Origin of the sequence: Brucella pseudogrignonensis (assembly GCF_032190615.1) — a bacterium.
GTDB classification, from domain to species: Bacteria; Pseudomonadota; Alphaproteobacteria; order Rhizobiales; family Rhizobiaceae; genus Brucella; species Brucella pseudogrignonensis_B.
On record NZ_JAVLAT010000001.1, the window covers coordinates 1,953,203 to 1,965,898 of the forward strand.

Below are 12,696 nucleotides of genomic sequence, written 5' to 3' on the forward strand. Positions count from 1 at the left end.
AGCTATGCGCCTGACATCGGATTTCTGGGTTTCTGCACTGCTCCGCAAAGTGCAGGGGAACGGCGGCTTTGCTTATTTGGCGCGGCGCGGCTCTAAGGAAGCGGGGGCGATTTTCATCAAGGTCAGCTCACGCTTGGGCACCTGCGACCTTTATTCACCCGCGCCGCAGACTTCCTATGAAGAAGATAGCGATGGTGAACGCATGTTTTTGCGTATTCTTCATAATGTCGATGATCTTAAAGTCAGTGAGCGGATGGAGCGGGAAACCCGTTTTGATCCTGATCTCTGGTTGATCGAGTTGGAAGATGTAGCCGATCCGACCAATCTTTTCTCAGTCGCTTTGGACGACTTATAGGCTGCTTCGAATAGAGGCAGAATCGACATCCGCAGCCGTAACCATCTCGCGCAATTTGCTGCGCAATGCTTTTGACATGTCGTCAGCTTTCCAGCGACGGACGAGCATGACAGCTTTTTCCTGATCAATTGAACGATAGATATGAATAAATTCGCGCAAGCCATCACGATCAGCGGCAACTGGTCCGAGGACTGCCGACATAATCATGAAACATTCGGATGCCGACATGCCGAGCGCGCGCAAGGCTATCGGCAGATGTGAGTCCGGCCATTTTCCGATGATACGATCGGCACGATCAAAAGACACATCCAGCGAATCAGCGAGAGCAGTGCGGAAAATCTGATCATCAATCAGAAGCGCTGTATCAATCAGGTGTTCCGGTGTCGCAAGCGCGCCGGGATTGAAAAAAGAGACTTGTGGTGCTTCTTCGCCCGCGCGTTCATCCTCATTGACATCCGAAAAGCTGACCGACTTCCCTGTTTCAATGCCAGCAAGGTTCTCTTGTAAAGCAAGCAGACGGTCGATCACGGCATCATTGAAGCTGCGCAACACACCTTTGAGCAGAGGGTCGCCCGACTGCCTGCGTGCGATGGCACGGGCATGCGCAAGTCCATTTTTGCTGATAATATCGAGAAGGTCTTGAGGCCTTAAAGCTGCCGAGCGTAGTAAAACCGGCGCAGATATTTCAACAGGCTCATTAGCCAGAGCGAGGACCAGACGACGCGGCGCATCTTCGATTTGTGCAATCGCATTGGCTGCTTGTCGTTTGCCACGCAAAGTGGCGCGATCAAGAAGCGGGAATGCGAGATCTTCAAGCTGATGGGCGTCTTGTCTGCCGGGGCGCGTCAAAGAGGCAAACGCAGCTATTGCAGCGACCAGAAGGTCGTCCGCTTTGCTGCCATCAGCTCTCGAATTTGACTGGTTCCGATTGCCTGAAATCTCTTCCAGAACGCGGAACTGATCGTTTGTCACGCAGGGTACTCCGGTAGGCAAAAACTATGAACGCGGCCTGCCGCATGTCGGCGTAATGGATAATAATTATGAAGCCTTAGCAACTCATTAACCGTGCGCGAGAAAGCATCTGTTTTGAGACAGTTAACTTGCCTCATAAGTTGAACAACGCGCTTGATTGAAGAAACTTTGCAGCTGCTGGGTCCAACTTTCATCAGGAACGAAGCTGCGTAGAACAACTGCACCTTCGCTAATATCCTGTTCGATAATGATCGACCGACCATCATTCTGAATGCCTTCTGAGCGCAGCGCAGCAATACCGATTGGATCAGCAATAATCAGATCGAGCTGTCGGTCACCGGCGACACTATCATTCAAACTGTAAAGATTGTCGCCATTTGGTGCATAAATGGAGAGCGACCAGAAGGGCAGGTTACCTTTCGTCGTGATATGCACAGGGCCATCCGTCAAATCGAACCGGCACGCAGCCTGCTCCATTAAAGGGTCCTGGTCACTTACAAGGCCGGATGTATCGGAGAGCACATGGAAGCGATAGGCGTCACCGAGCGTTTCGAGATGTGACCATGCGTTTTTGCTCGAATAAAAGGGCACCAGCAGCAAGACGGCGATATGCACAATCGCCGCACCAACCACACCAAGAAGAAGCAGGCGCAGGACTTTAGTCACGGCACGCCTCCGTGTTCGCTAGGGGCGTGATGCGCGGCATAACAAGATCAACCAGACCGGAAGAACTGGCGGCGGGCGTATCATAGAGTGTCATGACCAACACAAAATTGCCTGCGTCTTCCACGGGTAACCAGTTATCAGGGCTGGCGTCGGGGCTGATGGTAATTTTCACGCTGCCGTCGTGTTCATACAGCACCTCGCGCGAGTGCAAGGCTGGTTGCAAACCCGCGCGTGGTTTTATCGGTTCAAGATCGGTATTGGCGGGATAAAGTGTCCAGAACCGTGCAGAAGGAGTGAAACCGCTCAAGCTATAGCTGCATCCCCGTCGTAATTCGCGTCCGTTGCTATCCCGGCGCGCATAAAAGGGGAGGCCTTCGGCGGTGCCAAGTGCGAGATAGGCTTTGCGCGCTGCGCGGGCTTTCGAATAAGGGTCTGCCTCTGTGGTTCCAGCAGCTGGATAAGCATTCCATGCGCCGAGCTGCAACTCACCGAAGCCATCGAAATGATCCAACGCATAATCGGTTGCCCATATGCCGCCGCCAAGCGCAATAACGAGTACCGTAATGACTTTGAGGATTGTTTTCAGCATTCTGATCTCAGAGTACCGATACTTTATTGCGTACTGCAAGAGCTGGAACCGGCGGTGCATTGCGCAAAGCGTCGCTCAGCTCTTTAAGCGTTTTGGTAGCAACGGGCGACAGCACGCGTGGAGCTGCCGACATGGCTTCTTCTGGCTTGTCTGTTGCCGCCACTTTCGGTTCGGTTGATTTGGCAGGCGCCGGGAAGGCGGGCGTGATACCGGGAATTGGCTTTAATTCGATGTTCTGATGAGCATAATTCATCATCCGCTGCCACGCCATTGCAGGGAGCACGCCGCCGGTTAGTTCCTTCATCGGTGTGAAATTATCGTTACCAAACCAGACAGCTGCTGTGAAATTCCCGGTAAAGCCAACAAACCATGCGTCACGATAGTTCTGTGTTGTGCCGGTTTTGCCGCCAACGCGTGTCATCGGCAATGCCGCGCGACGCGCTGTGCCGCGTTCCGGCACTTGCACCAGCATCGAATTCATCTCGAAGGCTGCTTTTTCAGACAATGCCCGGTGCGGCTTTGGTGCATCGCGTGAATAGTCCCACAAGACTTTGCCTTCGGACGAAACAATCTGGGTGAAAGCATGGCGATTGCCAGCCATCCCGCCATTGGGAAACACGTTAAAGCCGGTCGCCTGATCCATCACCGTCATTTCAGAGGTGCCGAGTACCATGGTTTTATGTGAGGAAATGTTTGATTCCACACCCATAGCTTTCGCGAGCGCAACAATGGGTGCGGTTGTCAGATGATCCTTGGCAAGACGAACTGGAACTGAGTTGAGTGATCTTACAAGTGCTGTCGTCAGATCGACGCGACCGGCAAAGCTGCGACCATAATTGCGAGGTGCCCAGTTCCCCCAGCTGACGGGTGCATCGGAAACAATGGTATTGGGCGTCAGTCCCTTTTCCATAGCAGCTGCATAGACATAGGGCTTGAAAGATGACCCAGCCTGACGCAGAGCTTTGGTTGCGCGGTTGAACTGGCTTTGACCATAATCGCGGCCACCCACAAGGGCGCGTACTGAACCATCATTGGCGATCACCACTGTGGCAGCTTCAGAGACATTGTATTCTTTTCCGTTCTGACGAAGGTAGAACTCCAGCGAATCTTCGGCGGCCTTTTGCAGATTGCGATCCAGGGTCGTGCGAACTGTAAGTGTATGATAGGGGAGGTGACCCGCAACTTTCTTAACTTCATCAAAAGCGAAGTCGAGGAAATAGTCAGGGCTTTCATTTTTGGCGCGGTCAATGATGCTGGCTGGATTGCGTCGCGCAACCGCAACCTGTCCATCGCTCATGAAGCCGCTTTCAACCATGTTTGAAAGCACAACATTGGCACGGGCGCGTGCTGCTGGCAGATTGACATGCGGGGCAAATTTGGCAGGCGCTTTGAACAGACCCGCAAGCATAGCGGCCTCTGCCAGCGAGACGTCCTTAACGTTTTTGCCGAAATAAAATTCCGATGCTGCAGCAATCCCGAATGTGCCGCCGCCCATATAGGCGCGATCAAGATAGAGCTGGAGTATTTCTTTCTTGCTCAAATTGTTTTCAAGCCAGATTGCCAGAAATGCTTCCTTGATCTTTCGCTCAATGGTGCGTTCATTGGAAAGAAACAGGTTCTTCGCAAGCTGCTGGGTCAACGTTGAGCCGCCCTGAACCACGCCATTGGCGCGAAGGTTTTGGCTCAATGCTCGGCTAAGTCCCCAAAAATCGATACCATAATGATCAAAGAAGCGGCGATCTTCGGTGCCAAGAACGGCTTTAATAACATGATCCGGCAATTCATCGATTGGGACTGCCTGCCGGTGCAGGATGCCGCGCTGTCCCAGTTCATTGCCATAGCGATCGAGAAAGGTGACCGCATAATCGTCTTGCGCACGCCAGTCTTTTTTGGTTTCTTCAAAGGCTGGTAATGCCAGAGCAAGCATCAGAACCGAGCCAATAACGCCCAGCGTAAAGCCTTCATCCAGAATTTCGACAACAAAACGCCGGAAGCCACGAACGCGGAATTTCCGTGAGAGAATTGTGATGTTTTCCCACCATTCGCGTGTATGAAAGCTAAGATTGTAAAGGCCGGAATCGATCCATGCGTCAAGGCCGATAAGGCGCGAAACCCTGAAGGGCTTGCGCCCTGTATTTTCAGAATCTTCATCAGTCTTGTTACGCATGAACTCTACTTTTTAATCGTAAAAGTTGCGAGACGAGCAGAACCTGCCATCGAACCATATCAGATAATAAAGCCATAACTCATGTTAATTCGTAAACGAATTGCAGAAAGTCGAACAAGAAAAAAATCATAAATAGGAAAATAGTCCTTGACGGCGTAACGGTGCTTTGCTAGTAATTAGATACAGTCAGAAAAGTGTGACTGATGCTGATAAAGGCTTCGATACCCCCGGCTTTTATCAAATTTCAAAACCCCGGAAGCCGAGCGCTTTCGGGGTTTTGCATGAAAGAGGGTGAATTGAGCGGATATGCGCTTGAAAACGCGAAAAATAGACGAGCGCCGTCAGGCGCAAATCAGGCTGGCTTTTCGCCTGCAAATGAAACACGACATCACCAAGGCGGAAATCGTGCAGCTGATGGGCTGCTCGGAAAAACAGTATCTTCATTGGTTAAAGGGAGTTGGTCTTGATGAGAATGCCCTTATCAAGCCTTCAGTAACCGAGAATGCCCTGCAAAGATTGCAAGCTGAACTGAACAAGTTGATTGATGCCGAAGAATTGCCTGACAAGGGCAAGGCGGAAGCTTTGATGGCACTGGCTAAGGCCGTGAAAACCGTTGGCGAGCTAGCAACTGAAGCGGAAACATCCGAGGTCAACCCCGAGGCATCCTTTGTCTGCCTCGATGATGTCAAAGAAACTCTGATACGCATAGACCGGAGAATCGACGAACTTGCAGAAATTCGCGCGTGGGAAATCTTGGAGCGCGGACCTGACGCCAAATCAGATAATAGCAGTGGACAGAGAATGGCTGCTCAGGGCGCGTGATGCGCAACTGCCACCGTCTGGCGACTGGCGCACATGGCTTATTCTGGGTGGTCGCGGATCGGGGAAGACGCGGGCGGGGGCCGAATGGGTATCGGGAATGGCACTTGGGCTTGCACCTTTTTCTTCGCAACATTGCGGGCATATTGCACTGGTGGGCGAAACGTTTGCCGATGCCCGTGAGGTCATGGTGGATGGGCCTTCTGGCATATTGTCGGTCTCGCGGTTGTCGCGTCCACGTTATGAGGCGACACGGCGCAGGCTTCTTTGGGAGAATGGCGCAGTGGCGTCACTTTACACGTCGGAAGACCCAGACGGTTTGCGTGGTCCGCAGTTTGATGCCGCATGGTGTGACGAACTGGCGAAGTGGAAAAATCCGCAAGCCACATGGGATATGTTGCAGTTTGGCCTGCGATTGGGGAGATTTCCGCGTCAGGTGGTGACGACAACGCCGCGCGCGGTTCCATTGCTGAAATCATTGATGACCGACAATTCGGTTGCGATGACGCATATGCGAACATCAGAGAATGCCGAGCATCTTGCGAGTGGTTTTATTGAAACGATCAATCAGCGTTATGCGGGTACGCGGCTCGGACGACAGGAACTCGACGGCGAATTAATTGAAGAACGCGCCGGAGCCTTGTGGTCACGTGAGCGGATTGAGCAATGTTTTGAACAGTCTGCTCCTGAGTTGATCCGTATATTGGTTGCGATTGATCCACCTGCTTCATCGGGAAAATCGTCCGATGCCTGTGGGATTAGTGTTGCTGGTATCGACGAAAATGGCATTTCGCATGTGCTGGCTGATGAAAGCATGAGCATGGCTAAGCCGCATCAATGGGCGCGGCGTGCAATTGCGCTTTATCATGAATATGAGGCTGACGCGGTGCTGGCCGAAGTCAATCAAGGTGGCGAGATGGTTGCTGCTGTGCTTGCGGCAGAGGATGCAACTGTTCCGGTTCTGATGCGGCGTGCATCGCGGGGCAAATGGCTTCGCGCCGAGCCGGTGGCTGCCCTTTATGAGCAGGGGCGTGTTCGTCATGCTGGCCGCTTTACAGCACTCGAAGACGAGATGTGCGACTTCGCACCTGAAGGCCTTTCGAGTGGAAGGTCGCCAGATCGTCTTGATGCCATGGTCTGGGCGCTGACAGAACTGATGCTTGGTGCTGATCGAAAGCCGCGTATCCGGCGTTTCGGGTAATTTTACAATCATTGGAGAGCCGATATATGGCGTGGAACTGGCCGTGGCGTAAAGCCGTCGCGAACGCACCCTCATATTCTGATGCGGGGCGCGAGAAAAAGAGCGCCCAAGGTTTTGTGGCCCTGCATATGGAGCGTGGACCATCTTGGATTGCGCGCGATTATACCTCGCTTGCCCGCGAAGGTTTTATGCGCAATCCGGTGGCGCATCGCTGTGTGCGGCTGATCGCCGAAGCAGCCAGCAATGTGCCATGGCTGCTTTATGAAGGCACGACAGAACATGAAACGCATCCGCTGCTCGATCTTATTGCACAGCCGCAAGGTGGTTTGGACAGCAGCAGCTTCTTTGAACGGCTTTACGGACACTTGCTGATTTCAGGCAATGCCTATGTCGAGCGCGTTGATCTGCCAAGCGGGCGCAGCGAATTGCATCTTCTACGGCCTGAACGGGTGACACTTGAAACATCCAGTGACGGCTGGCCGCAATCGATGGTCTATCGCTCAGCCAATACAAGTCGCGTTGTGTCGCTTGCGGGTGCGGCATCCGCTGGTTTGCATCTGAAATTATTTCATCCGCTGGATGACCATTATGGTTTTCCTCCGCTTGAAGCAGCTTTGATGGCACTCGATCTGCACAACGCGGCAGGTGCCTGGAACAAGGCTTTGCTTGATAATTCTGCGCGGCCTTCCGGTGCGCTGGTCTATGCGCCGAAAGACGGCGGTAACCTGACCGAAGAGCAGTTTGATCGGCTGAAAACCGAGCTTGAGGAAGGCTACACGGGGGCTTCCGGTGCTGGACGTCCGCTGTTGCTTGAAGGTGGGCTGGACTGGAAAGCGATGGGTTACAGCCCGCAGGATATGGATTTCATAGAGGCGAAGAATGGTGCTGCTCGCGACATCGCTTTGGCCTTCGGTGTGCCGCCGATGCTGCTCGGCATTCCGGGCGATAATACCTATTCCAATTATGCCGAGGCCAACCGTGCCTTCTACCGCCTGACAGTGTTGCCGTTGATTAACCGCACCGCCAAGGCTTTTAGTTGTTGGCTGGGACCGATTTTCGGAGGCGATCTGCGGCTTGAGCATGACACGGATCGCATTGAAGGCCTGTCGCAGGAACGTGAATCTCTGTGGCGACGCGTCTCGGAAGCCTCGTTCCTGAGTGATGACGAAAAACGCGATGCGGTTGGTTATCAGCCGCGTGCAGAAAGGAGGGTGCCATGAGTAATCTGAGTGAAACGGTGATGACATCTGATGCGACGCTGGTTTGGTTTGCAAAGATTGCAGGGGCCGTCGCGGGTTCTGCCGTGTCGCTTGCTTACATGCTGCCAAATGGTAAGCGCGAGGCAGGCATTCGCTTTGCAGTCGGCATTATCTGCGGAATGGTTTTTGGCGGTGCGGCAGGTGTGAAAATTACCGAAGCATTGTCTTTGGAACAGTTGCTGGGGCGCGCCGAAGTAATGCTGATGGGCGCAACCGCCGCAAGTCTTGCCGCCTGGTCGGTGCTTGGCATTCTCAAGCGTTTTGCTGAACGCATAAAACACGCACCGCTCCCCGGTCTTCCATCTTCGCAAAGGAGCCGGAATGACAAAACTTGAAACCAAGCGCGCGCCACTGGCACTCGAAGATGTTGAAATCGATGGTAGCTTTTCAGGTTATGCGAGCATTTTTGGTCTCCCTGATCTCGGTAATGACGTTATCGAGAAAGGCGCTTTTGCGAAATCGCTGATGTCGCGAAAGTCGTCTGGAGTGCGCATGCTCTGGCAGCACGACGCGGCTGAACCGATTGGTGTCTGGACCGATATTCGCGAGGATACACGCGGGCTTTATGTCGAGGGCAGACTTGCCAAAGGTGTGGCACGCGCCCGCGAAGCGCTGGAACTGATGCGCGCTGGCGGACTGGATGGCTTGTCGATCGGCTTTCGCACCGTCAAAGCACGCAAGGATGCGCGCACAGGCTTGCGACACATAACCGAAGCCGATCTTTGGGAAATTTCGGTGGTGACTTTTCCGATGCTGCCACAGGCACGCATCGATAGTCTCAAGGCGGATTTGCCGACAGTCAGAGAGTTTGAACGCTGGCTCACGCGGGATGCGGGGCTAAGCCGTTCTGCTGCACGTCTGGTCATAGCCAAAGGCTATTCAGCACTTGCAGCCTTACAGGGCCAGGACGGGCGGGACGCTTTCCGGGCAATTGAAGCAGGACTAGCGCAGCGTATGCGCGCGGCCTGCAAGATGATGTCTCTTAATTAGTCAGGACCAAAAATGGAAAAAAATCATGCAATCCCGCTCGAAACCAAGAGCGTGGAAACGAAGGCGCTTGGTAACAACGGTGATGTGTCGGAAGCTTTTGATGAATTTATGACTGCCTTCTCCGCGTTCCGTGATGCCAACGACGAGCGTTTGAAAAAGATCGAAAAAAGCGCTGATGTCGATGTGCTGCTCCGCGACAAGGTTGATCGCATCAACCGTGCGCTCGACGAACAGAAGCAGGCGCTAGATCAGTATGTCCTGAAGAGTGCGCGTCCGCAGCTTGGCAAAGGCAACCCTGTCATTGACGTTGAACACAAGCAGGCTTTTGATGGCTATGTGCGTCGTGGTGATGAGCAGGCGATGCGGAGCATCGAGCAGAAGGCCCATTCCTATGCATCCGGTCCAGATGGTGGCTATCTCGTGCCCGCAGAACTTGAAACCGAAATCGGTCGTCGCCTGGCCACCCTGTCACCGATCCGTGGCATTTCCAGTGTGCGTCAGGTTTCCGGTGCAGTGTTGAAAAAGCCATTTTCTGTTAGCGGACCGGCAACGGGTTGGGTTGGTGAAACTGATGCGCGTCCGCAGACCGCTTCGGCCAAGCTTGCGGAGTTGCAGTTCCCGACAATGGAAATCTATGCAATGCCTGCGGCCACGTCTTCATTGCTTGACGACGCAGCTGTTAACGTTGAACAGTGGATTGCCGAAGAAGTCGAAGCAGCCTTTGCCGAACAGGAGGGGGCTGCCTTCATCACCGGCAATGGCCTGAACAAGCCGATGGGTTTCCTGAGCTACAGCACCGTTGAAGATGCAAGCTGGGAGTGGGGCAAGATCGGCTACATAGCCACTGGTGTCGACGGCGCATTGCCTGCTTCCGATCCATCCGACAAGCTGATTGAACTCATCTATGCGCTGAAAGCTGGCTATCGCCAGAACGCAAATTTCGTGATGAACCGCAAGACGCAGAGTGTGTTGCGCAAGCTCAAAGATGCCGATGGCAATTATCTTTGGCAGCCACCTGCGGCTGTTGGTGAAAAGGCATCGCTGATGGGTTTTGGTCTTGTCGAGGCCGAACACATGTCGGATATTGAAGCTGACGGAACGCCGATTGCCTTTGGTGACTTTGAACGCGGCTATCTGGTCGTGGATCGCATCGGCGTGCGCGTGTTGCGCGACCCGTATTCTGCAAAGCCATATGTGCTTTTCTACACCACCAAACGCGTGGGCGGTGGTGTGCAGGACTTTGATGCCATTAAGCTTCTGAAATTCTCAGCCTGATGTTTTCAACGATCTACCTGCCGGTTTTGGCAGCTAGATTCCATTTGCGAACGCGTTGAATCTCTTTCTGGGGTGCCATGCGTAACTATCTGATTTGAGAGTTATTTAAGGGGAAAGTACATGACAATGTTTCTTGTCACGCCGCCGGCGCTGGAGCCGGTGACGATTGCAGACGCACGCGCGTTTTTACGAGTTTCAACCGAAAGCGAAGACGAGATTCTGCGCCGTATCATCAAAACGGCGCGCGAGATGGTCGAGGCAGATACAGGGCTTGCGCTTATTGATCAGACATGGCGTCTGCGTGTGGATCGTTGGCCGCGTTCAGGTCGTCTGGCGCTGTTCAAGTACCCGGTCAAAGCGGTCGCATCCGTGGTCGCATATCGTCCCGATGGCACTGCAATCAGCATGGAGCCGGAAGAGTATATGCTTCAGCATGGGCGTCGTCCGCAGCGTGTTTACATGGCGCAATATCCTGATGCGCAGACCTTCTGTGGTCTTGAGGTCGACTTTATCGCAGGCTTTGGTGAAACTGGTGTTGAAGTGCCAGATGCACTCAAGCAAGCCATACTTACTTTGACAGCACATCTCTATGAGAACCGGGCAGCGCTCGATGACGCTAATGCAGGATTGCCCGCATTGGTCGGCCAGATGGTTGACAGCTGGAGGAATATCTCTCTGTGAATAAAATTCTATTGATTGATCCCAGTCAGTTCAAAACAGAACTGGCTTTGGAAACTATGCAGCCTGTTGCTGATGGTATGGGTGGATATAAAGAAACTTGGTCTGAGGTTGCAATTGTCTGGGGCAAATTAGAACCCATATCGAGTACGCCAAGAGGGCAAGTTCGCCCATTTCCTGAGTTAACGCACCGAATTTATGTGCGTTACCGAGGCGACATCACTTCTGATAAGCGATTTCGGAAGGGAGAGCGCATCTTCACTTTGCGCACGGTTTACGACCCTGATGAAAGCAAACGGTACCTGACTTGCTTAGCAGTCGAGGTTGGACGTTGAATATCACCATGAAATTGACCTTCGAGGGTCTCATCCGCGCGTTGCGTTTTAAGCAGCTTACGCAGCAGGAAAATATTGCAATCGGTCGCACTGGCGCCCGGAGTGAGATCAATGATTCAAGCGGGGATCAAAATGAAAAATGGCGCGGCAGCATTGCAGAAAGCACTTTATGACGCCTTGAAGAATGATGAAGAACTCATTGAAACGCTTGGTGGCGAGCATGTTTATGATCATGTGCCATTTAAAACTCCCTATCCTTACGTCACCCTCGGTGAGACTTTGACGAAGGACTGGAACACGGCCAGCGAACGCGGAGGCGAGCATTTCCTGAATATCCAGATATGGGCTCGCGAAGCCGGGCGCAAACGTGTGCTCGACATTGCCGGACGCATCGCCACCCGTCTCGACGAAGAACCGCTCGATCTCGATGGCCATCGCGTCGTCAATCTTATGCTGACCGAGGTTTTAGCCCGCAACACAGACGGGTTTGGCAGCTATCTGGGCACGATGCGCTATCGCGCCGTGACCGAACCGGCAAACTAGAGCACATCCCGAAAAGTGGGAACCGGTTTTCCGATAAGATGTGCGTAAAACAAAAAGATAGAGCCAGGAGCAAAACATGACAGCTCAACGCGGCAAGGATATCTTGCTGAAAATCGCGCATGGCACAGACCAGTTTGAAACCTGTGCAGGCCTGCGCACCAAACGCATTGCTTTCAATGCCGAAACCGTCGATGTGACTGACGCGGATGCCGCCGGTCGCTGGCGGCAATTGCTGGCAGGAAGTGGCGTTCAACGCGCTTCGGTTAGCGGATCTGGTATATTTAAGGATGCAGTGTCGGATGCTCTTATCCGTAGCGTCTTTTTCAACGGCGAAATTCGGGAATGGCAGTTCATTTTGCCGGATTTTGGAACGATCACCGGAGCGTTTCAGATCGTTGCTCTGGAATATGGCGGCAACCACGACGCGGAAGTCACATTTGAAATCGCACTTGAATCCGCGGGGCTGATTGCTTTCGGAGAAGCGCTATGATGGTCAATCGCCATCGCGGCGAGGTTGCGGCAAAACTTGATGGTCGCGACTGGACTCTCTGCCTGACGCTGGGTGCGCTGGCACAGCTTGAGTCTGCTTTTGAGGCAGATAACCTTTCCGACCTGATAGCTCGCTTTTCCAGCGGTAAGCTCTCGGCCTTTGATATGCAACGCATTATCTGTGCTGGCCTGCACGGTGGCGGACACGATGTGCCGCTTGAAGACGTGGCTGAAATGCGGACCGATGGTGGCGCAAGCGGCTATGCGCGCATCGTTTCAGCCCTTTTGACAGCAACCTTTGGAACCGCAGAAAGCGATTCTTCTTCAAACCCTTAAGTGCCGCAGTTGAATCATATCC

The 12,696-nt window shown here is 53.2% G+C and carries 17 protein-coding genes; 13 read left to right on the plus strand and 4 right to left on the minus strand.

The window, feature by feature from the left end; genetic code table 11:
* Positions 1–4 precede the first annotated feature (4 nt).
* The gene (locus RI570_RS09445; RefSeq protein WP_313828172.1) at positions 5–355 is read left to right on the plus strand and encodes a DUF1491 family protein; all 351 of its coding nucleotides are present in this window, start codon (positions 5–7) and stop codon (positions 353–355) included.
* On the opposite strand, the gene RI570_RS09450 is transcribed toward RI570_RS09445, so the two are convergent.
* The 4 genes from RI570_RS09450 to RI570_RS09465 all read right to left on the minus strand — a co-directional run bounded on the left by RI570_RS09450 (position 350) and on the right by RI570_RS09465 (position 4,749).
* A complete protein-coding gene (locus tag RI570_RS09450) occupies positions 350–1,327 on the minus strand; it encodes a DUF2336 domain-containing protein (RefSeq protein ID WP_313828173.1) in 978 nt (325 codons plus the stop codon). The two genes, RI570_RS09445 and RI570_RS09450, sit on opposite strands and share 6 nt — an antisense overlap.
* A 123-nt stretch (positions 1,328–1,450) precedes the next feature.
* Positions 1,451–1,993, minus strand: coding sequence for a hypothetical protein (locus RI570_RS09455; RefSeq protein ID WP_313828174.1), 543 nt, complete (start codon positions 1,991–1,993; stop codon positions 1,451–1,453).
* Positions 1,986–2,582 carry a DUF1214 domain-containing protein gene (locus RI570_RS09460; protein WP_313828175.1) on the minus strand — a complete coding sequence of 199 codons (597 nt, stop codon included), beginning with the start codon at positions 2,580–2,582 and terminating at the stop codon, positions 1,986–1,988. The genes RI570_RS09455 and RI570_RS09460 overlap by 8 nt, the downstream gene beginning before the upstream one ends.
* Positions 2,583–2,589: 7 nt before the next feature.
* Complete coding sequence (locus RI570_RS09465) at positions 2,590–4,749, minus strand: penicillin-binding protein 1A (protein ID WP_313828176.1); 2,160 nt, start codon at positions 4,747–4,749, stop codon at positions 2,590–2,592.
* Between the two features lie 375 nt (positions 4,750–5,124).
* Between RI570_RS09465 and RI570_RS09470 the strand changes: the two genes are divergently transcribed.
* From RI570_RS09470 to RI570_RS09525, 12 genes are all read left to right on the plus strand, one after another.
* Entirely contained in the window at positions 5,125–5,571 is a 447-nt protein-coding gene (locus RI570_RS09470) for a hypothetical protein (protein ID WP_313828177.1), read from the plus strand.
* On the plus strand, positions 5,534–6,769 hold the full coding sequence (locus tag RI570_RS09475; RefSeq protein ID WP_313828608.1) for a terminase large subunit domain-containing protein: 1,236 nt from the start codon (positions 5,534–5,536) through the stop codon (positions 6,767–6,769). Before RI570_RS09470 ends, RI570_RS09475 begins: the two co-directional genes overlap by 38 nt.
* 26 nt (positions 6,770–6,795) lie before the next feature.
* Complete coding sequence (locus RI570_RS09480; RefSeq protein WP_313828178.1) at positions 6,796–7,989, plus strand: phage portal protein; 1,194 nt, start codon at positions 6,796–6,798, stop codon at positions 7,987–7,989.
* Entirely contained in the window at positions 7,986–8,363 is a 378-nt protein-coding gene (locus RI570_RS09485; protein ID WP_313828179.1) for a DUF6107 family protein, read from the plus strand. The genes RI570_RS09480 and RI570_RS09485 overlap by 4 nt, the downstream gene beginning before the upstream one ends.
* The gene (locus tag RI570_RS09490; RefSeq protein ID WP_313828180.1) at positions 8,350–9,018 is read left to right on the plus strand and encodes an HK97 family phage prohead protease; all 669 of its coding nucleotides are present in this window, start codon (positions 8,350–8,352) and stop codon (positions 9,016–9,018) included. The genes RI570_RS09485 and RI570_RS09490 overlap by 14 nt, the downstream gene beginning before the upstream one ends.
* A gap of 12 nt (positions 9,019–9,030) precedes the next feature.
* Positions 9,031–10,293, plus strand: a complete 1,263-nt coding sequence (locus tag RI570_RS09495) for a phage major capsid protein (protein ID WP_313828181.1) — start codon at positions 9,031–9,033, stop codon at positions 10,291–10,293.
* 120 nt (positions 10,294–10,413) lie between these two features.
* Complete coding sequence (locus RI570_RS09500) at positions 10,414–10,974, plus strand: head-tail connector protein (protein WP_313828182.1); 561 nt, start codon at positions 10,414–10,416, stop codon at positions 10,972–10,974.
* Positions 10,971–11,306 carry a phage head closure protein gene (locus RI570_RS09505; protein WP_313828183.1) on the plus strand — a complete coding sequence of 112 codons (336 nt, stop codon included), beginning with the start codon at positions 10,971–10,973 and terminating at the stop codon, positions 11,304–11,306. Before RI570_RS09500 ends, RI570_RS09505 begins: the two co-directional genes overlap by 4 nt.
* Positions 11,307–11,314: 8 nt before the next feature.
* On the plus strand, positions 11,315–11,479 hold the full coding sequence (locus RI570_RS09510) for a hypothetical protein (RefSeq protein WP_313828185.1): 165 nt from the start codon (positions 11,315–11,317) through the stop codon (positions 11,477–11,479).
* Positions 11,439–11,849 (plus strand): DUF3168 domain-containing protein, encoded by a 411-nt coding sequence (locus tag RI570_RS09515; RefSeq protein WP_313828186.1) that lies wholly within the window; start codon positions 11,439–11,441, stop codon positions 11,847–11,849. Before RI570_RS09510 ends, RI570_RS09515 begins: the two co-directional genes overlap by 41 nt.
* A 76-nt stretch (positions 11,850–11,925) precedes the next feature.
* Entirely contained in the window at positions 11,926–12,339 is a 414-nt protein-coding gene (locus RI570_RS09520; protein ID WP_313828187.1) for a phage major tail protein, TP901-1 family, read from the plus strand.
* A complete protein-coding gene (locus RI570_RS09525) occupies positions 12,336–12,674 on the plus strand; it encodes a gene transfer agent family protein (protein WP_313828188.1) in 339 nt (112 codons plus the stop codon). Before RI570_RS09520 ends, RI570_RS09525 begins: the two co-directional genes overlap by 4 nt.
* Positions 12,675–12,696: the final 22 nt, after the last annotated feature.

Coding starts and splice junctions, on each gene's coding strand:
- RI570_RS09445 (WP_313828172.1), top strand. CDS start 5: ATGCGCCTGACATCGGATTTCTGGGTTTCTGCACTGCTCCGCAAAGTG.
- RI570_RS09460 (WP_313828175.1), bottom strand. CDS start 2,582: ATGCTGAAAACAATCCTCAAAGTCATTACGGTACTCGTTATTGCGCTT.
- RI570_RS09465 (WP_313828176.1), bottom strand. CDS start 4,749: ATGCGTAACAAGACTGATGAAGATTCTGAAAATACAGGGCGCAAGCCC.
- RI570_RS09470 (WP_313828177.1), top strand. CDS start 5,125: ATGAAACACGACATCACCAAGGCGGAAATCGTGCAGCTGATGGGCTGC.
- RI570_RS09480 (WP_313828178.1), top strand. CDS start 6,796: ATGGCGTGGAACTGGCCGTGGCGTAAAGCCGTCGCGAACGCACCCTCA.
- RI570_RS09485 (WP_313828179.1), top strand. CDS start 7,986: ATGAGTAATCTGAGTGAAACGGTGATGACATCTGATGCGACGCTGGTT.
- RI570_RS09490 (WP_313828180.1), top strand. CDS start 8,350: ATGACAAAACTTGAAACCAAGCGCGCGCCACTGGCACTCGAAGATGTT.
- RI570_RS09495 (WP_313828181.1), top strand. CDS start 9,031: ATGGAAAAAAATCATGCAATCCCGCTCGAAACCAAGAGCGTGGAAACG.
- RI570_RS09500 (WP_313828182.1), top strand. CDS start 10,414: ATGACAATGTTTCTTGTCACGCCGCCGGCGCTGGAGCCGGTGACGATT.
- RI570_RS09510 (WP_313828185.1), top strand. CDS start 11,315: ATGAAATTGACCTTCGAGGGTCTCATCCGCGCGTTGCGTTTTAAGCAG.
- RI570_RS09515 (WP_313828186.1), top strand. CDS start 11,439: ATGAAAAATGGCGCGGCAGCATTGCAGAAAGCACTTTATGACGCCTTG.
- RI570_RS09520 (WP_313828187.1), top strand. CDS start 11,926: ATGACAGCTCAACGCGGCAAGGATATCTTGCTGAAAATCGCGCATGGC.
- RI570_RS09525 (WP_313828188.1), top strand. CDS start 12,336: ATGATGGTCAATCGCCATCGCGGCGAGGTTGCGGCAAAACTTGATGGT.